The 20,395-nt window shown below is 58.1% G+C and carries 19 protein-coding genes; 6 read left to right on the top strand and 13 right to left on the bottom strand.

What is annotated here, in order from left to right; translation table 11 throughout:
- Both VMJ32_07705 and VMJ32_07700 read left to right on the top strand, forming a co-directional pair.
- Positions 1 to 225 (top strand): tRNA uridine-5-carboxymethylaminomethyl(34) synthesis GTPase MnmE (locus VMJ32_07705; GenBank protein ID HTQ38896.1); only part of this gene is annotated, 225 nt, incomplete at its 5' end.
- A 188-nt stretch (positions 226 to 413) separates the two neighbouring features.
- Positions 414 to 983 (top strand): HdeD family acid-resistance protein, encoded by a 570-nt coding sequence (locus tag VMJ32_07700; protein HTQ38895.1) that lies wholly within the window; start codon positions 414 to 416, stop codon positions 981 to 983.
- Positions 984 to 988: 5 nt separating this feature from the next.
- Here the strand turns inward: VMJ32_07700 and VMJ32_07695 are convergent, their stop codons facing one another.
- The gene (locus VMJ32_07695; GenBank protein HTQ38894.1) at positions 989 to 1,981 is read right to left on the bottom strand and encodes an RluA family pseudouridine synthase; all 993 of its coding nucleotides are present in this window, start codon (positions 1,979 to 1,981) and stop codon (positions 989 to 991) included.
- Positions 1,982 to 2,169: 188 nt separating this feature from the next.
- Entirely contained in the window at positions 2,170 to 3,000 is an 831-nt protein-coding gene (locus VMJ32_07690) for a tetratricopeptide repeat protein (GenBank protein ID HTQ38893.1), read from the bottom strand.
- A 337-nt stretch (positions 3,001 to 3,337) separates the two neighbouring features.
- On the opposite strand from VMJ32_07690, the gene VMJ32_07685 reads away from it, so the two are divergent.
- Positions 3,338 to 5,371, top strand: coding sequence for a UvrD-helicase domain-containing protein (locus VMJ32_07685; GenBank protein ID HTQ38892.1), 2,034 nt, complete (start codon positions 3,338 to 3,340; stop codon positions 5,369 to 5,371).
- On the opposite strand, the gene VMJ32_07680 is transcribed toward VMJ32_07685, so the two are convergent.
- From VMJ32_07680 to queA, 7 genes are all read right to left on the bottom strand, one after another.
- The gene (locus VMJ32_07680) at positions 5,368 to 6,723 is read right to left on the bottom strand and encodes a sulfotransferase (protein HTQ38891.1); all 1,356 of its coding nucleotides are present in this window, start codon (positions 6,721 to 6,723) and stop codon (positions 5,368 to 5,370) included. The two genes, VMJ32_07685 and VMJ32_07680, sit on opposite strands and share 4 nt — an antisense overlap.
- A 96-nt stretch (positions 6,724 to 6,819) precedes the next feature.
- Positions 6,820 to 7,590, bottom strand: a complete 771-nt coding sequence (locus VMJ32_07675) for a PIG-L family deacetylase (GenBank protein ID HTQ38890.1) — start codon at positions 7,588 to 7,590, stop codon at positions 6,820 to 6,822.
- Positions 7,591 to 7,616: 26 nt separating this feature from the next.
- Positions 7,617 to 8,861 carry a precorrin-6y C5,15-methyltransferase (decarboxylating) subunit CbiE gene (cbiE, locus tag VMJ32_07670; protein HTQ38889.1) on the bottom strand — a complete coding sequence of 415 codons (1,245 nt, stop codon included), beginning with the start codon at positions 8,859 to 8,861 and terminating at the stop codon, positions 7,617 to 7,619.
- A gap of 105 nt (positions 8,862 to 8,966) precedes the next feature.
- A complete protein-coding gene (locus VMJ32_07665; protein ID HTQ38888.1) occupies positions 8,967 to 9,299 on the bottom strand; it encodes an iron-sulfur cluster assembly accessory protein in 333 nt (110 codons plus the stop codon).
- A gap of 146 nt (positions 9,300 to 9,445) precedes the next feature.
- Entirely contained in the window at positions 9,446 to 10,756 is a 1,311-nt protein-coding gene (locus VMJ32_07660) for a cysteine desulfurase family protein (GenBank protein HTQ38887.1), read from the bottom strand.
- Entirely contained in the window at positions 10,756 to 11,373 is a 618-nt protein-coding gene (locus VMJ32_07655; protein HTQ38886.1) for a phosphoesterase, read from the bottom strand. The genes VMJ32_07660 and VMJ32_07655 overlap by 1 nt, the downstream gene beginning before the upstream one ends.
- A 169-nt stretch (positions 11,374 to 11,542) precedes the next feature.
- A complete protein-coding gene (queA, locus tag VMJ32_07650) occupies positions 11,543 to 12,592 on the bottom strand; it encodes a tRNA preQ1(34) S-adenosylmethionine ribosyltransferase-isomerase QueA (GenBank protein HTQ38885.1) in 1,050 nt (349 codons plus the stop codon).
- 468 nt (positions 12,593 to 13,060) lie between these two features.
- Between queA and rsmH the strand changes: the two genes are divergently transcribed.
- Together rsmH and VMJ32_07640 are read left to right on the top strand one after the other, a co-directional pair.
- Complete coding sequence (gene rsmH, locus VMJ32_07645) at positions 13,061 to 13,939, top strand: 16S rRNA (cytosine(1402)-N(4))-methyltransferase RsmH (protein HTQ38884.1); 879 nt, start codon at positions 13,061 to 13,063, stop codon at positions 13,937 to 13,939.
- 82 nt (positions 13,940 to 14,021) lie between these two features.
- Positions 14,022 to 15,548: a LysM peptidoglycan-binding domain-containing protein gene (locus tag VMJ32_07640; GenBank protein HTQ38883.1), complete on the top strand. Its 1,527-nt coding sequence runs from the start codon at positions 14,022 to 14,024 to the stop codon at positions 15,546 to 15,548.
- A gap of 89 nt (positions 15,549 to 15,637) precedes the next feature.
- Here the strand turns inward: VMJ32_07640 and VMJ32_07635 are convergent, their stop codons facing one another.
- From VMJ32_07635 to VMJ32_07625, 3 genes are all read right to left on the bottom strand, one after another.
- On the bottom strand, positions 15,638 to 16,480 hold the full coding sequence (locus VMJ32_07635; GenBank protein HTQ38882.1) for an alpha/beta hydrolase: 843 nt from the start codon (positions 16,478 to 16,480) through the stop codon (positions 15,638 to 15,640).
- Between the two features lie 34 nt (positions 16,481 to 16,514).
- A complete protein-coding gene (locus VMJ32_07630) occupies positions 16,515 to 17,390 on the bottom strand; it encodes a DUF1571 domain-containing protein (protein ID HTQ38881.1) in 876 nt (291 codons plus the stop codon).
- Positions 17,391 to 17,575: 185 nt separating this feature from the next.
- Positions 17,576 to 18,499 carry a DUF1571 domain-containing protein gene (locus VMJ32_07625; GenBank protein HTQ38880.1) on the bottom strand — a complete coding sequence of 308 codons (924 nt, stop codon included), beginning with the start codon at positions 18,497 to 18,499 and terminating at the stop codon, positions 17,576 to 17,578.
- Between the two features lie 590 nt (positions 18,500 to 19,089).
- Here VMJ32_07625 and VMJ32_07620 point away from each other — a divergent pair.
- Positions 19,090 to 19,746 (top strand): MBL fold metallo-hydrolase, encoded by a 657-nt coding sequence (locus VMJ32_07620; GenBank protein ID HTQ38879.1) that lies wholly within the window; start codon positions 19,090 to 19,092, stop codon positions 19,744 to 19,746.
- 76 nt (positions 19,747 to 19,822) lie between these two features.
- Here the strand turns inward: VMJ32_07620 and VMJ32_07615 are convergent.
- Positions 19,823 to 20,395, bottom strand: a 573-nt coding sequence (locus VMJ32_07615; GenBank protein ID HTQ38878.1) for an ATP-binding protein, incomplete at its 5' end; no start/stop codon positions are given.

The following is a 20,395-nucleotide window of genomic DNA, read 5'->3' as shown; positions in this document are numbered from 1 at the left end:
GCTGGTACAGCGGCGCGCGTGCGAGAAAGCATTCGGCTGGCGAGCGATTCGCTATCTGGTGCGCGGCGGTTGATTGCGGCTCCGACCGCCAGTGGTCCGGCGGAGGAAGAGCTTGTGGCGGCGGAGCTTCGCACCGCGCTTGCGGAACTGGGAAAAGTGGTGGGAGCCGTGTATACCGACGACCTGCTGGACCGCATTTTCAGCCGCTTTTGCATCGGCAAGTGAGGTGCGCGAAGTAAAAAACGCACTCATTGCGGGTATTTCTCGAGAAAAAGCGGATCCTGTGGGTTGATAGCCGCTGCGGCGTGACCTAGAAATGTATAGCGAAATCGCGGGGTAAGGCCAGTTATTTCCGTGGATTGCGCGTCACTCACCTAGTCGATATTCCAGCATCCAAAATTGAGGACCCGATCATGTTCGATAAAGCAAAACGCATCTCCAGCTTTTTAGTGATCCGCGGCCTGTTGGCCTTGGTATTTGGCGTGCTGGTGCTGGCACTGCCGACTCTGGCGGTGGTGGCTTCGCTGATTTGGGTGTTTGCAATTTTTGCGATTGTGGATGGAACTTTTGCCGTCGTGGGTTCTTTGGCCAGTCACGACACCTTTGACGATTGGTGGCTGCTGCTGTTGGCGGGCATTTTTGGAATTATGATCGGTGTGTTTACTTTCGCCCGGCCCGGCGTGGCGGCGTTGGTGCTGGTGATCTATATCGGCCTGCGTGCGCTAATTAGCGGCGTGTTGGAAATCGTGTTTGCATTGCGACTGCGTCGCCACGTCGAAGGAGAATGGCTGTTCATCGTGGCAGGCATTCTTTCCGTGCTGTTTGGCCTGGCCTTGATTGTGTGGCCGGTGGCCGGATTGGAAGCCGTGGTGTGGCTGATCGGCGTGTACGCCATTGCGGGAGGGGCCATGCAACTAGTGCTGGCCGGACAGGTTCGCGATTGGGTACGGCGGATGCAAGACAAAAAGGCGGCAACGCCGTAATGTGGTCAGCGCACCGGCTTCATGGAGCGGCGGTAGGTTCGCAATTCGTCGAGTACGCGGTCGATGTCTGGCGCCAAAGGGGCTTCGAACGTTAACTTTGCGCCGCTTACTGGATGAGCCAGCGACAGTCGCCAGGCGTGCAACGCTTGCCGGGCTAACAACACGGTGTGGTCTTCTGCCTGGCGGCGAATTTCGCCGCGAGTAATTTCCGACCGGCCGCCGTATTGCTTATCGCACAGCACGGGGCAGCCGATGGACGCCAGATGGACGCGTATTTGATGCGTTCGGCCCGTTTTCGGCCTGAGGTGAAGGACCGCGAAGCCCTCGAATCGCTCGGTTACTTCGTACATGGTTTGCGCCGGCCGGCTGGAAGCGTGATCGCGGCGAATGGCCATTTTTTCCCGCTGGTAAGGATGCATGCCGATGGGCATGTCGATGACGTCGCGATCTTTGTCGCTCGCGCCGACCACGACGGTAAAATACTCTTTTTCCACCGTGCGGCGGGCGAATTGCTCGGCCAGCGCGTAGTGGGCAGCATCAGTTTTGGCCACGACCAGCACGCCGCTCGTGTCGCGGTCCAGCCGGTGCACGATGCCGGGCCGGGTTGGACCGCCGGCCGCGCTGAGCTGCTGTAAATGAAACGCCAAAGCGGCCGTTAGTGTACCGGACCAGTGCCCCTTGGCCGGATGCACGACCATGCCCGGAGGCTTGTTGATGGCCGCCAGATGCTCGTCTTCGAATAGAATTTCCAGCGGGATATTTTCAGGGACCGGCCCGGGGCGCGGGATTTCCGGCAATTCGAAGCGCAAGTGATCGCCGCCTTTGAGACGCTGGCCGGCCTTGGCCGGATGGTTGTTCAACACGACCGAGCCGGCATCGATGGCTCGCCGCAACTGGGCCCGGCTAAACTCAGGAAACTGACGGGCTAAGAAGACATCGAGCCTGCAACCGGAATGCTGCGGCTCCACAACGCGCTCGATCGGCGTGCCAGCGGACATGACGCTCCCGCAAAATGAGGTAGTGGGCCAATTTGAACATAGCCCGACTGTGTCAGTCGGGAAAAGCGGCTGTCGGAATTTCAAATTGTCCCACCACCCAAAATGACGAATGTCGAATGTCTAAAGAATGACGAAGCACGAATGACAAAAGATGACGGGCATTAGCTCACCGAGCTGTTAAAAATTCGTCATTTTGAAGCGCCGGCCGGAGGCGATTTTTCCGCAGGGGAAGGCGCTGGTGAAGGAGACTCCGTTCCGGGGGCCGGCTGAGCGCCCGACGGGCTTTCCGACAAGGCGCTGGGCAGTTTGACATCGCCCTGCGGCACGGACTGCGGCTCGTCCAAATTGAATGAGGGTTTTACGCCGGGGGCGCCAGGCTCGTTCTCGGCCGCGGGGGGACGGGGTTCTTGCTTGGCGAACCAATCGTAAAACTCTTTGACGGACGGTTGATTCAGGCGGTCTACGTGAGTGCGGGCAGCCTCGGCCAGCGAACTGTCCGGATACTCTTTGAGCAACTGTTGGAAATCGTCACGAGCGCGGTCCAAATCGCCCATCGATTCGTGGGCTCTTCCCAAACCGTACAGCGCCCAGGCGCGGAGCATGGGATCGTGCGTTTCTCGATCGACGGCGGCAAAGGCATCGGAGGCATTAAAAATGTTTTCACGTCCGGCCGGCTTGTTGGCATACAGCGCATTGGCGCCGTTGTCGAGCAGTATTTCGGCCTTCACCAGTTGCGCCAAAGTCGCGGGTTGCGTGCCGCGATAATCGTCAATGGTGCGCTGTAGTTCGGCTGTCATTCCGCCTTCCAAGGCGTCCAATCCGGAAACGAATTGATCGGACGCCGCCACATTTGCGCGCCGCTCCACCGAGCCGAGATAGGTGTATACCGCCAACACAATCGCTGCCGCCACCAGCACGCCGACAATAGCGCGCGCATACGGTTTGAGGCGCTGGCCGGAATGTTCCAGCCAAACGGCCAATTGGTTGGTTTGCAGTTCGTGGCGATGTTGGGCTTTCATCCGTGGATCGGTCTCCAAAAAACAGTACGGCAATCAAATTGGTGCGGTTCGGAGGCGATCCGTCGCCGCGCAGCACCAGCAGATTTTGCACCCAAAATGGGTAATCAAATAGTTTGCAGACTGGAGTATAGCGCTGATGGAAGAACAACGTCAAGACCGGCCCGGCCGTCGCAAAGGCGACCCAACCGCGACAAGTTGGGCCGATAGACAGTGGGCGTGTCGGCACGATAAACTCGCACGGCTTCGGCGTGATGTTGTTGTGCTATTTATTTCATGCACCCGCCGCTGGGCAAGCCCAGCGGCTAAATGGTGTCGGCCCTCGATTCATCTACACCGTATGTCACTCAACGCAGCTCAACGCGAGGCGGTGGAAACCCTTTCCGGGCCGCTCCTGGTGTTGGCTGGGGCCGGTACGGGCAAAACACGCGTGGTGACGTTTCGGATTGCCAACCTGATTCGGCAGCGCACGAAGCCGGAGCGGATTCTGGCCGTGACGTTCACCAACAAGGCAGCCAGCGAAATGCAGCAACGGGCCGCCGAATTGCTGGGAAGGCAGCGCAGCGGGCGGCCGGAAATTTCCACGTTTCATTCGCTGTGTGTGCGCATTTTGCGGCGACAAATTCAGCACTTGGGCTATCCGCGGCAGTTTGTGATTTTCGATCGCGGCGATCAGGAAGGAGCGGCACGGCAGGCATTGCGAGAAGTGCGGGCCAGCGCCGATCGGCTGCGCCCGGGCGACTTGTTGTATTTCATCGGGCGATGGAAAACGGCGGCTCTGGAGCCCGATGAGGCCGCAGCACAGGCCCAGACCGACCGCGAACATTTGGCCGCGACGGCTTATCGGCGGTATCAAGACGCGCTGAAAGCGGGTGGCGCCGTCGATTTCGACGACCTGTTGCTGCTGACGCATAAATTGTTCGAGCAGTTTCCGGCGGCCCAACGCACGGAAGCCCGTCGTTTCGATCATCTGCTGATTGACGAATATCAAGACACCAACGCCAGCCAGTACCGCATTGTGAAATCGCTGGCCGGCGAGCATGGCAATTTGTGCGTAGTAGGAGACGACGATCAATCGATTTACGGTTGGCGCGGCGCCGAAGTGGAACATATTTTGCGCTTTCAGCACGATTGGCCGGACGCCAAAGTAATTTGCCTGGAAGATAATTACCGCACCTGCGAAGCCATTTTGGAATTTGCCAACCGGCTGATTGCCTTCAACCGACAGCGGCACGAAAAAGTATTGCGGGCATCGCGGCCGGGGGGCTTGCAGCCGGTGATTGTGCAATGTCAGGACGAAACCGACGAGGCGGCGCACGTGGTGGGAGACATCAAGCTGCGATTGCAGAACCTGGCGATACAGCCGCGCGACATCGCTATTTTGTGCCGCACCAACGAACAGCCTCGGCCGTTTGAAATGGAGCTGCGCCACGAGAACATTCCCTACGTGCTGATTGGCGGGCAATCGTTCTACGATCGTCGCGAAATCAAGGACGTGCTGGCTTATTTGCGCGTGCTCGATCAGCCGCAGGATGAACCATCGCTATTGCGGATTATCAACACGCCGCCGCGCGGCATTGGGCAAACGACGGTCAAAGCGCTGTTGGAACACGCGGTGCAACAAGGCCTTCCGTTGTGGGATGTTTTGGCGGACCTGCCGCCGGAATGCAAATTGACGCCCGTTGCGCAGGAAGCGATTAGCAAATTTCGCCAGCTGATAGAATCGTATCGCAGCCGCGTGGGAGGCGAACCACCGGCAAGCCTGGCAACGCATTTGATTTCGCACATTCGTTACCAGGATGATTTGGCCCGGCAGTATCCGGATGTCAACGAGCAGCAATCGCGCTGGGCTTCGGTGCAGGAGCTGATCAATGCCTTGGCGGCCTTTGAAAAACGGACAAAAAAGCCGACGCTGCGGGCGTTTTTGGACGAGGTGGCGTTGGGCGAGCGCGACGAAGCGGGGGACAAGGAATCGAAGCTCAATCGAAACGCCATTGCGCTGATGACGCTGCACGCCGCCAAGGGATTGGAATTTCCGCACGTGTATTTAGTGGGCATGGAAGAAGGATTGCTGCCGCACCAGAAGTCGGTCGATGCGGAGAAAAATGGAGACCAGAAGGCCATCGACGAGGAGCGCCGGCTGTGTTACGTGGGCGTGACCCGGGCGAAGGATCGGCTGACCTTGTCGCTGGCGCTGTCGCGGCTGAAATGGGGCAAAAGCCGACCGACGGAACCAAGTCGGTTTTTGTACGAATTAACCGGCAAAACCGAAAACCGCGAAAAACGGCGGCCGGCAACCGGCCAGAAAAAACACACTGCCGGAAAGGCGCGGGCCGCAACCGCAATGAGACGGCCTGCCATCAAACAACGTTAGCGAAGGTCGCGCACCTGGCCGGCCACGACCTGATAGGTGCGCACAATATCGGCGCCCTCGCCGCTGCCGCCAGGGGCGCCGTCCGCGCCGTAGCTGACGAGCTCAAAAGTATCGGGCTCGATAATTTTATACTTAATCGGGCGGCTCCAAGCGTCGGTCGCCTGTTTCGATTCGGAGTTGGAAGCCGCCAGACCATCAAGCGCCGTGGGCAACTCGCGGTGTTGCTGCACGTACTGTTCAATTCGAGCAGCCGTCTGGTTAATGGCGGTAACCGTTTGATCTTCCGCTGAAACTTTTGAGCCGAATATTTGCACAAAAAATAAGCCGACGAAAAAGAAACTGAGGGCCAACGCGGAAGCCATGACGGAGCGGCGGCTGAACATTTTGCTGGGAATTCCGGCCCGCAAGCGAGCGGTTTTTCTGCCCGGCGTTCGTTCGGAACCGAAGGCCGGCATCGCACCTCGGGTGGAAGCAGGCAGGAGAGGCTGCGGCAAGGGAGGAAGATCGAAGAATTGTTCCCACTGAGTGCCGGAAAAGTGCTGCTGCAATTGGTAATAATTTTCAATGACGGCGGAGAGGGGGCGTACCTCCTGCTTGACGGTGCTGATTTTCAGATCGGATACGTCGACCCCGAGAAATTGCTGCACTTGCCGGAGATGCTGGTCGGGGGATTGCGTAAAATCTTCGTAGATCCACTTGAGCATCTCGCGCTCTTTGATCTTTTTTTCGACGAGCTGGTGATAACGCTTTCTCTTTCGCCATTCGGCCAAGCATTTTCTGGGTTTAATCTTAATTGTCGCCTGCACTCTTTCGGACTCATTTTTGATTGCAAACACGCCGCTTCTTTTGGCAATTTGCAGCGACGCGTAGGTGGCGAGCAGATTGCGGCGCGTGAGGTAAATAATTTTGATGTCTGGATTACGCTTGAGCCATTTCCAAACACAGCGGAAGGAGAAATTGTCAATTTGATCCGGAAACAGCTTAAACCCCACCGCCTTAATATCGTTCGAGTACGACGAAAACACGAACTCTTCGAGAAACTGCAGCGGCCGCGCATTGCGTAAAGCCAGCAGCTTGGCCGAATGCGGGTCGTAACCTTCGATCTCAAAATCAATGCGGCCTGGAACGAAGAGCTCGCCAAAGGAGAGAATTTGCGGGTGCTTGGCCAGCGTGTCGACCATCATCGACGAACCGGATCGCTGATGAGCCAACAGAATGAACTTGCGGTAGCCGCGGTTGGGGCCTTGCACCGCCTGGGGCCGATCGTGTAATAAATCGAGCGGCTCGACCTTTGCCGAACGGACCAAAGATTTGTACGATTCGGCTGCTTTACTTGGATGATCTGGTAGCATGTGTCGCCTCCTTGCGATCCACGCGCCGCGCTGGGCGGCTCAATCAAGTGCCGCGAATGTTACAATTTGGCCACGAGCAGGTGCAACCTCATTTTGTCAACGTGGCGGCTCCGGCGGGGCCGGTTGATCGCCCGGTTTCTGGCCGAATAGAAAGTGCATCAGGTCGCGGGTGCCGATCAAGCGGGGGCTGGAAAACATTTCGCCGGCCGGAAATCCTGCTGCCGTCCCAAGTTGCACCGCGAATGCTTGCACGCGCTTTTCAATTTGCTTTTCCGGCGCGGCGCCGAACTGAGTTTGATAGCAGCGGATGGCCGCCAGCTTGGCCTCCAACGTATCGGTAATATCGACCACAATGCTGCCAGCACCGGGAGGAACGCCGAAGGATGTAAAAGCTAGCGTGTAATAGAGGTAAGCCGAAATGGTGTGGACCGGCAGGCCGTCGAAATGTTGATCCCACTTCGTCAGCCGGGCGTAGAACACGCCCGCATCGGTAATTTGCATGGCCTGGAAATGATCGGGCGAAGCGAGCGGTGTTTTTTCGCCGAAGCCGAATACCAGCCGCGGCCGGTAGCGGCGAAAAACTTTGCCCAGTGCTACGCGGGCTTCGAAAGTGTCGAATAGCCGGCGATTGGGCAAACCCAACTGCACCCTCACATGCACGCCCAGTTTTTTTGCGGCGGCATCGGCCTCGGCCAGCCGCGCTTCCGGCCCAGGCGAGTTGGGCGTGGGTTCGCCATCGGTCAGATCGACAATGCCGACGCGGTAGCCCTGTTTGGCCAATTTGGCCAGCGTGCCGCCGCAGGCGATTTCGACATCGTCGGGATGCGCGCCCACGGCAATCACGTCGAGCGGTTTTTCGTCAGGCATAATTTAACGAGTCGAAAGAACGACTTTCATTTTGGCTTGACGGCGCTGAGCAAAAACGTGGGGTTCAATGCCACAAAACGCATGCTTTCCAACTGCTGCGTGCCACGGGCGACGTTGACCAAAAGCACGCTAACGTCGCCGGCCTGACGTTGGAGCCCGTCGCGCACGGCCGACAAATTTTCGATGCTGCCCACGGTGGCGACTAACCGCCCGCCAGGCTTGAGTTGCTTGTAGGCCAACTCCACAAGACGGGCAATTTCGCGGCCGCTGCCACCGACAAAAATGCAATCGGGCTGCGGCAAATTGCCCCACGCTTCTGGAGCGCGGCCGAGCACGGGAACCAGGTTTTTGACGCGGAAGCGCTGGGCGTTGGTTTTGATCAGCTCAATATCTTCGGGATCCATTTCGATGGCGTAGGCCGTGCCTTCGGCGGCTAACTGAGCGGCTTCGATGGATACCGATCCGCTGCCGGCGCCGACATCCCACACGACGCTTTTAGCGCCGATGGCTAATTCCGCCAGGGCCAGGCTGCGGACTTCGGCCGGCGTGAGCAGGCCGCGCTTGGGGCGCGATTGCAAAAATACTTCGTCGGGATTGCCAAAGCGACGCAGCGGCCGGGCGTCGGTCGGGCGGTCGGGGGTTTCGGGCCGCCGGACCAAAATCATAACGTTGAGCGCGGAGAATTGCTCGCGGGCAATTTCGCCAAGAGAGCCGTGCGTGACGCGCTCGTCGGGAGAGCCGAGATTTTCGCACACGTATGCCTGGAAATAATCGATCTGCTCGGCGAGCAATGCTTTGGCGACGGCGGCGGGTGGAAACGCTTCGCTGGTGAACAAGCCGACGGTGTCGGAGACGCGAATTTTTTCGATGACCGAATTCAGCGGATATGATGCGAGATTGGTGAGATAAGCGTCTTCCCAGCTTTCCTTCACACGGGCGAACGCCAATTGCATGCTGCTGACATGCGGCACGACTTCGAAGCGATCTTTGCCGAGCTTATCGCACAGGTAACGTGCCACGCCGTAAAACAGCGGATCGCCGGAGGCCAACACGGCAATTTTTTTATTGCCGGCTTTGCTGACTTGCTGCACGGCGTCGTCAAGATTGCCGCCCAGCGGCACACGCTGGTCAGTGACGCCGGATTTGGGGAGCAGGCTGAGCGTGGCTTCGGCGCCCAGGACGAGATCGGCTTCTTCGATGAGCCGGCGGGCTTGGGCCGTGATGCCTTCCAGCCCGTCGTCGCCGATGCCGATAATATGGATTTTCTTCATGCCGGTGATTCTACGGCATCGGCAATGAAACGAAAAGCGGCGGGAATAAATCCCGCCGCTGGCAATGATTCAAAGGCAAATTACCGTGGCATGCAGCGAAATTGCTTACGCCTGGAACGAGCTGCCGCAGCCGCAGCTTTTTACGGCGTTGGGGTTGTCAAACGTGAAGCCGCGCTTTTCGAGGCCTTCGTAGAAATCGACCGTGGTGCCGTCGAGGTACAGGGCGCTTTTTTTGTCGACCACCACGCTTACGCCGTGGCAATCGTATTTGGAGTCGGCCTTTTCGTCGTACTTCTGATCGAAGCCCAGGCTGTATTGGAAGCCGCTGCAGCCGCCGCCGGCCACGCCCACACGCAACAACGTAGTGGGTTCCATCTTTTGATCTTCGAGAATTTTCTTGACTTCTTTCGCGGCCCGTTCAGTGATGGAAACTGCCATGGCGGTTAAGCTCCTGGATAACGTGTGAAATTTATTTTATGGGCTGATTTTTCGCATCCGCAGATGTCTAAATTATACGCTGAAATATTGAAATGGAAGAGGGCATTTTTGCCACCGCCAAACGCGGAAATTTACGGCGAAAGCGGTTACGCCAGGCTGCCAAGCTTTCGCAGGCGGGTGACCGAGTCAACGACGATTTGAATGGCAGTTTCCACTTCTTCGGCGGTGTTGAACCGGCCCAGGCCGAACCGCAGGCTGCTGCGAACTGCGTCGTCGGAAAGTCCTAGAGCCCGTAGCACGTGGCTGGGCTGTGGATTGGCGGAGGTGCAAGCGCTACCGGAACTCACCGCCAGCCGATCCTGCATGTCCAGCAGCAGGGCTTCGCCGTCAACATCACCGAAGCTGAGATTGAGATTACCGGGGAGGCGAATCGCTCCGTCGCGATGTATGGACTGTTCCAGGACGGGGCCGTTCACCAAGATGTCGGGAAACTGTTCGGTCAGCCCGGCATACAGGCGATCGCGCAGCATCGCCAAGCGTGGCTGTTCCATCAACATTTCTTCGCGGCATAATTCCAAGGCTCGCGCCATGCCGACCATGCCGGGCACGTTGGCAGTTCCGCTGCGGAAGCCGTTTTCCTGCCCGCCGCCGAAAATCTGCGGTTCCAGCTTGACCAACGGAGCCCGTCGCCGCACGAACAGCGCGCCAACGCCCTTGGGACCATAGATTTTGTGGGCGGAAAAACTGAGCAAGTCGACTTGCAGATCATCCACATTGACAGGCATTTTTCCGACGGCTTGCGTGGCGTCGGTGTGCAGTAAGATTTTGCGCTGGCGGCACACGGCGCCGATTTCGGCCAGCGGCTGGATGACACCGATCTCGTTATTGGCCAGCATCACGCTTACCAACACGGTGTTATCGCGGATGGCGGCGGCGACCTGATCGGCTGAAATTGAGCCGGCGCGCTCGCTGCCGGCCTGCTCCACCGGCAGGAGCGTAATTTCGCAGCCATGATGGGCGAGATATTCCAAGGGATCGAGGATCGCCTTATGCTCGGTAATCACGCTGATGATGTGCGGCGGCCAAGCGTGGCTGTTCGACAAACCTTGTTTTGAAAGAGCCCGATCCGCCACGCCGCGCAAGGCCAGGTTGTTGCTTTCGGTCGCGCCGCTGGTGAAGACGATTTCGCGTGGCTGGGCGCCGATGGCCGCGGCGATGCTTTCTCGGGCCGCATCGACCGCCTCGCGGGCTTCCCAACCGTATTGATGGCTGGTGCTGCCGGCGTTCCCATAGTGCTCGCTGAAAAACGGCAACATGACCTCCAGCACTCGCGGATCGACGCGCGTGGTGGCGTGGTTATCCATGTAAATGGGCAAGTCAGCGGCCATGCGATCACGCAGCGCTAATAGGGCGGCTTCGGGCTGATGGATGATTGATGCGATCGACGGCTTTCGCATCAGCCAAACAAAGCGCGGAGGCAAAATTGGGACCACGATTCAAACCGATCCAAATCGGCCAGGAGCTCGGCCGCCGGGCGGAAACCGGCGTCGAGAATTTCGGCTTCGCGCGGCTCGACGGCGGGGCGCTGGACATCGAACAGATGAACCACGCCCAAATGGACCTGGCCGACAGGGGTTTGATCGTCGTTAATCAATCCTACACAGCGGCTGGCATAAGGGGTATTGATGATGACCTCTTCGTCCAGCTCGCGCTGCATGCCCTCGGCGTAGGGGACGGTTCCCTCGGCGGTGCAATCGTCGATAGAAATGTGCCCGCCGACGCCGACACTGCGTTTGCTGTGCAGGCGACTTTCGCCCATGCCTTTGCCGCGAGTGTATTGGAATAAATAGTCGCGGCCGGCGGCATCACGGTGGCGGAATATGACGTAGGGAATCAGTTGCTTGAAGCCGGGGTTTTCCTCCATTTCGCCCCGCGGCCGGTAACTGGTGTTGCCGGGACTGAGCAATTCGGCCAGATAACGATCGACATCGCAGGTAAAACCCTGGAAATAGCCCAGGCGGCGAAATAACTCGGTGGGGACGACCAACACGTGTTCGGTATGGACAAGGGACATGCGTGGAAGTGAGGGTTCAGGGTTCAGTAGATGATTGAAAAGGCAATATATCGCCCGGGCAGATAATTGACGAGGACCCCGCGCGAACTGCTCACCTTTCACTATATCATCGCTCTTACCGGTAGCCTCCCATTTTCAGCCCGCCCTATGCCCTGCTCCAGGCGCTCTCTCACACAATCAGCATGGCGTCGCCGTAGCTGTAAAAGCGGTATTCGCTGCGAACGGCTTCGTCGTAAGCCCGGCGGAGGAGTTCGTCGCCGCCGAACGTGCGGGCTAGCACCAACAACGTGGTTCGCGGCAAGTGGAAGTTGGTCAGCAAGCAATCGACGGCACGAAAACGATATGGCGGGCGAATGAACAATTGGGTTTGCCCTTCCCAGGGGCGCAAAACGCCGTCGGCCGCGGCGGTTTCCAACACGCGAACCGACGTGGTGCCCACGGCCACGATGCGGCCTTTATTTTTTCGAGCGGCGGTCAATCGCTCCACGCTGGCGGCGTCGATTTTTCCCCATTCGCTGTGCATGGCGTGTTTTTCCAGCCGAGTGGCTTTGATGGGGCGAAACGTATCGAGCCCGACGTGCAGCGTAATTTTCGCGATGCCGATTTTGGCGGCCTGCAAGCGATCGAGCAAATCGGGCGTGAAGTGCAAACCGGCGGTGGGCGCCGCCACGGAGCCATTGTGTTTGGCAAACACGGTTTGGTAGCGCTGCAGGTCGGCATCGACCATTTCGCCGTGCCGAATGTATTTGGGCAGCGGCACACGACCGATACGGTCCAAGAGTTTGAAGGCGGGGTCCTCTGCCGATGGCCGGGCCAGCCAGACCCCTTCGTCCGACTTGGCGACCAAACGCAATTGAACGTCTTCCCGAGCCATCCGATCAAGCAGTTGAATGGTTTCGCCGGGAGTCAATTTTCCGCGGGCTTTGCACAGTACTTGCCACGCGCCACTGGGCTCGGCGGCCAGAAATAATCCTTCCCAGCGACCTTTGGTCGAGGTGCGATAGCCGACCAGCCGGGCCGGGACCACGCGGGTATCGTTCAGCACCAAACAGTCGCCGGAGCGGAGCAGCTCAGGCAGATCGCGCACATGATGGTGCGAAATTTGCCGCCGCACGCGATCGACCAGCATCAGCCGGGCATCGGCGCGATTCGCCACAGGTTCCTGCGCGATCAGGTGCTTGGGCAAATCGTAATCATAATGGTCGAGTTCAGTAGTCACGGAATGTGCCGGCCGCCAGGGAGAAGTCGATTGGTAAAGTGGGTTTTGGAAATGGATATCGGGGCGGCTCATTTTAGCTAGTCGCCAGCGCCCCGCGCAAGGCTCCGAAAAGGGCAGATCTTGAAATCATCGCGGTTTTTCGCAGCGGCATGACCGATGATAGCAAGCCCCGAATGCGGCAGGATTGCGAAATCACCGGATAGAGCATGTTTCCGAACTATCTTTTCGCCATTGTAAAAACTTCGCTTGCTTGGAAAGGGCGGAATCGGTACATAGCCCACCGTGTGTTCGCCCCGACATCTCGTGGCGGACACGCGCGCCACGTTCGTGGCTTTTGGCCTCGGCAAGCCAAGTTCGTTGTTGAAATGGAAATGCCGCCTGCACGGGCTGGATTTGTGCCAGCGCGCAGCGGGCCTACAATGGGGCCATTGCCTCATTTGAAAAATTCCCTTTTTGGCAGCAGCTTGCATGTCGGCGTCGCGCCATGTACCCGTTTTGCTGGCAGAAGCTCTATCGGGGCTGCATCCTCAGCCTGGCGGCATTTTTGTCGATGGAACATTGGGCGGCGGCGGACACGCCAAAGCCTTGGCGGAACACGTGGGGCCAACGGGCTGCGTGTTTGCAGTTGATCGTGATCCCTCGGCTGTAAGCGCAGCGGAAAAAAATTTGACCGGTTTGCCGGTCAAACTAATTCAAGCCAATTATTGCAACTTGCCGGAGGTGTTCGCGGAACAAAACGTGACCACAGTGGATGGAATTTTGCTCGATTTGGGTTTATCCAGCGATCAATTGGCCGATGCCGCTCGTGGCTTCAGCTTCGAGGCCGACGGCCCCTTGGACTTGCGGTTTAACCCCTTGGCGGGTGAGCCGGCGGCACGGCTGGTCAATCGATTGAGCGCGGAACACCTGGCCGATTTAATTTTTCATTACGGAGAAGAACGCTTCAGCCGGAGAATTGCCCGAGCGATTGTCGAAACGCGGCATCACCAGCCGATCGAAACCTCGCGGCAACTGGCCCAAATCGTCCGTCAAGCGGTTCCGGCGGCGGCCCGGCAGCAAAGGATCGATCCGGCCACGCGAACATTTCAAGCGCTGCGAATTGCGGTCAACGATGAACTTAAATCACTGGAAATTGCCTTACGGAGGTTGCCCGATTGTTTGAAACCCGGCGGCCGGCTGGCGATCATCAGCTTTCACTCGCTGGAAGATCGCCGGGTGAAGGAAGCCTTTCGAGACGATCCGCGGATGCGGGCCATTTCTCGAAAGCCGGTGACGGCGACGGAAGCGGAAATTGCCCGTAATCCGCGGAGCCGCAGCGCCAAGTTGCGGATTGCAGAACGGGTATAGAGGGCATGGCGGTTGTTTAGGTGGTCCTGAGCATTGGTTGTCGTGGGCGTGAAGCGGAAGCGCCTCAAGGAGGAGGCAGATTATGGCACGGGAAGCCAAAATGGGGCTGATGTTCATCGGCGTTTTACTAGCGGTGTTCTGCGCGCTGTTGGTCAAACGACTGACGAAGCATTCGAATTTCCCCCCGATGAATTTGACTGCGGCAGCGAAGGGGACCGATTCCCCGAACCTTTCGCACATGCCGCCGCAGCCGACTCCGCCGACCTTGGTAACTCCGCAGGACGATAACAGTCGGCCGCCGGAATTTGCCATGAACAGCCATGAGGGCCTAAACCAAAATGCCGGGTCCGTGTGGAACAATCCCGCGCCGCGTCCGTGGCAAACGGAAGCAACCTCGCGCGATCACAATTCGCCGCCAGCTTCCAGCCAGCCTCCATCGTTGCTGGCCGAGCCGCTGCCAGTGGCCGATGGAAATCGTTACAATTCCCGAACCCCGGGTGAACCTGGTTCTCGATCGCAAGATGATCCAAATCGATCGCGGGATACCGTGACCCGATCTGACACACCAGTTCCATATCATTCCGGCTACAACACGGCCAGCGAAGACACGCACCCAACTCCGACCGCGGTCACCCCGCAACCGCAACCTGTAGCGGCTGTTGATCCGTTCCCACGCGTCACCGCCGCGGAAACACAACCCCATGCCGATTACAACTCGGGCAGCGAGCCGCCAAGGTCGAATTGGCAGGGGAATGCTTCAACTGCCGGCGACATCGCAAGAACAGAAAATCCACCGGTCAATGGGTTGCGAAGCATACCAACGAACATGACCGCGGCTGCTCCCACCGTCACGCCATCGGCAGGCATGTCCGCGGCCGGCGACGATCGATATTCGGCGCCGCCGGAGCCTCGTGTTGCGGTTCGCAATTCAACTCCCGGGTCCGAGTTCACGCCGCGCACTGTGCCCACCAACGAATACTTGCCGCGAAGCAACGCACCCGGCGATTTTCCGCAGCGCGACAGCGCCGTGGGTGATTTTACTTCGCGCGGGGCGGCATCCGGGGTAGTGCCCACCTCAACCGCGCCGCCAACAGGCATTCAGCGAGACGGCGACCAATACGCGGTGCAACCGGGCGATAGCTTTTGGATTATCAGCGAAAAGGCGTACGGCAGCGGCGGCTTTTTCAAAGCACTGTTCGAACTGAACCGTAAGCGCACCAAAGATTCCGACGATTTGAAAGTGGGCGAAGTGCTGACGGTGCCCGACGAAGCGGTGATTCGGCGAATGTATCCGGATTTGTGCCCCAAGCCGCGGAAGCTAACGGCCAGCCTGCAGCAGCGGATGGTTTCGGCCAACAGCCGCCTGCAAGGGGCGGGCCGAGTGTACACGGTGGTGGACGGCGATACGCTGTTCGAAATTGCCCGGCACGAACTGGGAAAACCGGCGCGCTGGGGAGAAATTTATGAATTGAACCGCGATGCCCTGGGCGACGATTTCGATTACTTACGTCCAGGGACGCAGCTAATTTTGCCGGACCGTCCCGGCGGCGCATCCGATCTACACGGCGATACCGCCACTCGCCAAGGCGATGCGTTGTATCCGCGGTAGCAGTCAATCGGCGGCATCTCGCGATCTGCGCTGGATTTCAGCCCCTCACTCCGCCCTCTCCCAAAGGGAGAGATTTTTGATCAAGTCTTTTAGCGCGCTTTTGGCTCCGTGGACGGCAAGTTGGCGATAAACTGATCCAGCGCCTGAAAGAATGCAGGCGTCCGCGGATCGTTGTGGTCGCTGCCGGGGATGACCACCCATTGCTTCGGCTGGTTGGCGGCATCGAACAGTTTGCGGCCCAGCGCGAAGGGGACAATGGTGTCGGCATCGCCGTGGAATTGCAATAGCGGGCCATGATATTTGCCGATGGCGGCCGCCGAGTCGAAGCGGGTTCGCATCAACTGCTTTACCGGCAGCCAAGGGTAATGGAAAGCGGCCACGTCGGGCGCACTGGTGAAAGTGTTTTCCAGAACCAAGCCGCGGGCCGGCGATTCGGCCGCCAATTGCACAGCGACCGCGCCGCCCAGCGATTCGCCCATCAGCACGATTTCGCTTTCCGGAATGCCGGCCCGCTGGGCCAACCACGTGCGGGCGGCCCGGCCATCGGCGATGATTCCAGATTCGGTCGGCACGCCGGAGCTGCGGCCGTAACCGCGATAATCGAACGCCAACACGGCAATGCCCAGCCGATGCAGTTGAATGAACAAATCTGCCCGATGGCTAAGGTTGCCGGCGTTACCGTGGGCAAACAGGGCCACGGCCCGCGGATGATCGCACGGCACAAACCAGCCGTGCAGGCGGGCGCCATCGGCCGCCTGAAACCAAGCATCTTCAAACACTAGGCCCGGCGGATTCCAATCGCCGTCAGGATACTTCGTCGGAAAGTAAAGCAGCGATTCTTCGAGGAACATCATCAGCACGATAACCAGCAAATAAGCGATCAGCAACAGGCGCGCCGCTTGCCAGACTCGTCGCTTGGTCAGATAAGCCACACCGTCACCTGCAGGATCGGGCCGCAGCCACGACTTATTTCAGCCCGAAATGGTAGTCCGGGTTGTGCGGATCGAAATCGGCATCGGTCAGGCCGGGATTGAGTTTCAAATTGACGTAAGTGTAACTTTCCAATAGCAGCGGCGGTCCGCCCTCCTGCTCCGGCCAATCGTAGGCCTCGTAATGCACCGGCACCATCAGCTCTTTGTCGATGAAAATTCGGGCGATGTGAAAAATGAAGGCCGAGCGCCGCTGGGGGTGCATCACGGTGATGGAAATGCAGGGCCGGTCGCCGACTTTCGCCTGATCGTTCCTCCAGACATAACATTCGCCATATTGGCGATCATGCTCGCCAACTTCGATCAGCTTTTTAGTCAGAGTTGCAATTCCCATATCGGTGATGGGGTACCGCTGCCCGAGCATGGCGATGGGTCCGCGTGGATCGAGCCACAGGGAACCGACCAGCGCCGCCGCTCCGCTGCCGGCGTGGCCAATGAGCTTGCTATCGTTAGCGCCGGCGACGTAAAGGGCTTCCTGCCCTTTGACGTCTTCAGGGGCAACGAACTTCATGTACACGCTGAAGGGCTGGCTGCGGATTTTAATGTCGCAAAATTGCGGCGGCTTTAACTGCCCCGCGTAACGCTCCTGCTTGACGACGGTGGCGGTGTAATCGTGGACGTTGTGCTCGATGTTTTCCTGCACTTGCCGGGCCAGCTCCAGTGCGGCATCGAGCGGATGCGCAGCGTTATCGAGGGCGACAGGAGAAGCATGATCAGAGGCGCCATTCGCCGAGGAATCGTGCCGTGGAAGATTCCAGTCCCAGCCTAAATGATGGCGAATGCCCACGTAGGCAAGCATGAGCGCCGCCGCGATCAACACGGCGCCAATGATTACACCGAAAACCTTGTTCATCCGATGCATTTTCCTCCCCAGGCTGCTTCGATTGTTTGTCGCTGGGGAGCATTTGGCAAGGGTCTGCCGAATGTCTGCATTTTTAAGCACAACGACCTCGCGCCCGAGCAATAACTCGAGAGCGAGGTCACCCTTGAATGTTCGACAAACGTAGTAAGCCCAGATGAGTTCGAAAACGAACTCAATTACTTTAGATTAAACGTGTAGTTTGGATTGCGGACATCGAAATCCGCGTCGGTGAGGCCCTGGTTAACCTTCAGATTCATGTAGGTGTACTCTTCGAGCAATTCGGGAGAGCCGCCCGCCTGCGCCGGCCAATCGTAAGCTTCGTAACGGATGGGCAGTTGCAATTGATCGTCGACGTAGATCCGGGCGATGTTGAACAAGAAATTGCGGCGCGGCACGGGATGCGTGACCTGGATGACCGTACACCCTTGACCGTTTACCTTAGCGCCCTGGAAGAATTGCACGTCGCATTCACCATATTGTTTGTCATGTTCGCCAACTTCGATCAAGCGTTTCGTTAAGTTCGCGATGCCAATTTCTGTAATCGGGTAGCGTTGGTCTTTCATGGCCATGGCGCTGTTTGGTTCGAGCGAGACCGTGCCGAATTTCCCACGCAGCGTGCCGGGCGGGGCATGCGCAAACATTTTGCCCTCGTTGGCCCCCTCGATGTACATGCATTCCTGTCCTTTTACGTCGGCAGGCCCGATGAAGCCCAAGTAGACGCTAAAAGGTTGTTGTCGAACCTTGATCAGTGCATATTGCGGATCGCCAACCTTACCGTTAATTCGCTCGCGCTTGACGATGGTAGCCGTGTAATCGCGGACGTTGGCATTGATATTGTCACGAATTTTGTAAGCCATCCTCAAAGCGGGCTCTAACGGATGTTCTTGTGCGGGCGCCTGGTTTGGCGCTGCTTGCGGAATCGTTTGAGGTGTCATGCTGTTGGTTTCGGCGACTTGCACTTGGGCACGAGTTGTCACCGCCGGCGACAGGACGATGAGCACCAAGGCCGAGCTCAACAGGGCCACCGTCAAACGCTTCAACTGGACGGGCGTGCCGCAAGAGGATTTCCGGGCCGCAGAGCGCACATTCAGAGATGGCATATATTCACTCCGTTGAATTTGCCGCGGTGCGGCGGTTTGTGTTTCCTACCGTGGGTAGCCGCTGGTTCGACCTGAGGTCACATTTTGGTTGGTTTGTGTTTGCCGCAATTACAATGAAAGGCCGCGTAATGGTGCCGCGATTGCGATGGGGCTATGACCGCGTTGTTCCAAGGGGTCAAATTGGCGAGCAAGTTTTATACCGACGGGCAGGAGCAGGTCGAGGCCGCTTTCAGCCGCTTATCCGCTGGACGTAAGTCCTTAGATGGAAGGTTGCTTAGGCGGTTTGCATAAAACGGTAAAAACGCGCAGCGCCGCTTCGCACATGCTGTACATCGCCACGATTGCTGGCAAGAATTACATATCGGTCGTAAACACCGGCCACGTTGCCCAGCCCGGAACTTCACCTGTACCGGAAAAATCAGCTCTTCCGTTTCACCCCGGACTACAATTTGGGTGGCGGTCATCCATTCAAAATCGCAAAAGAAATGCGGCAAACAACCCTGATGCCGGCGCGGTGGGTTTAAATTCGCGATGATATTTTCCACTCCGATCTATTGCTGCGGTCCGCTTATCCGTTAAACTTTTCCGCAATGACCGCCATTGAGCCGCGTATTTTGACGATTGTATCCCGCAAGTTCGGGCAAAACACCTACATCGCTTGGATGGATGGCCGTCACGATTGCCTGGTGATTGACCCGGGGTTAGAGCCCAAGCGAATTATCGAGGCGATTGAGCAATACGAATTGACGCCCTGCGCCATGCTCATCACGCACGGCCACAGCGACCATATCGGGGGGAACGCGGCCATGAAACGTCGCTGGCCCGATTGCCCCATCGTGATTGGCGTTCACGAGGCGGATAAACTTACCGATCCGAAAATAAATCTGTCCGCAAAGTATGGCGAACCGGTTGTCAGCCCTGCGGCAGATCGACTGGTCAACAACGGCGACGTGATCGATTACGCTGGTTTCCAATTGGAAGTTTGTGAAATTCCGGGCCATTCTTCCGGTCACGTGGTTTACATTTGGACTTCCAATGACCCGCGGATCGTGTTCGGTGGCGACGTGCTATTTGCCGGCTCGATTGGCCGGACGGATTTTCCCGACGGCGATTACGAGCAGTTGACGCTGGGTATTCGTGAAAAGCTGTTCACACTCCCCGACAATACGCTGGTTCTTTCCGGCCACGGTCCGGTCACTACCATCGGCAAAGAAAAGCAGACCAATCCGTTTGTAAAGCCGCTTTGACCCGTGTGACTGCCAAGACAATGTTCGCTTGGGTGCTGGCGCACGTGGCACGAATGCGAAAGCAGGCGGCGCCGGATCATCCGGCCTGGGTGACGTCGTCTACCGTGCCGCCGACGTGAGTTTCTTTTGCTGCGATTCCTGAGTCGCGGGCCACTTCGCTCACGGTAGTTGGGAACTCCAAAACAAAACGGCTGCCACGGCCGACTTCACTATCGACAGCAATGCGGCCGCCATGTTCTTTGATAATTTTCTGACTTACGGGCAGCCCCAGGCCGGTGCCGCGGGTCCCTTTGTCGGAAACGAACACCTGAAAGATTTTCGGCAACTGCTCAGCGGAAATGCCCACGCCGTTGTCTTCGACGATCACTTGCACCAAGTGTTGATCGGCGAGGTGCCGGGTGGAGACATCGACCCGGCCCGCGGGCCGCTCCTCGCAAGCATCGACAGCATTCGTGAGCACGTTAAGCACCGCTTTGTGAATTGCATCGCTATCCAGTGGAACCAGCGGCATGGCGCCGTCGGGGTTCCAATTCAACGATACATTCAATTCCGCGGCCCGAGCTTGCATCAGCTCGATCACCTCAGCAACGACCTCGTTCAATTGGGCTGGGGCCAAATCGGGCTCGCGCTCCTTGCTGAAGCTGAGCAT

The organism is Pirellulales bacterium, from assembly GCA_035499655.1.
GTDB lineage: Bacteria > Planctomycetota > Planctomycetia > Pirellulales > JADZDJ01 > DATJYL01.
Note: the sequence above shows the minus strand (reverse complement) of the source record. Positions and strands in the feature narration are given on the sequence as shown.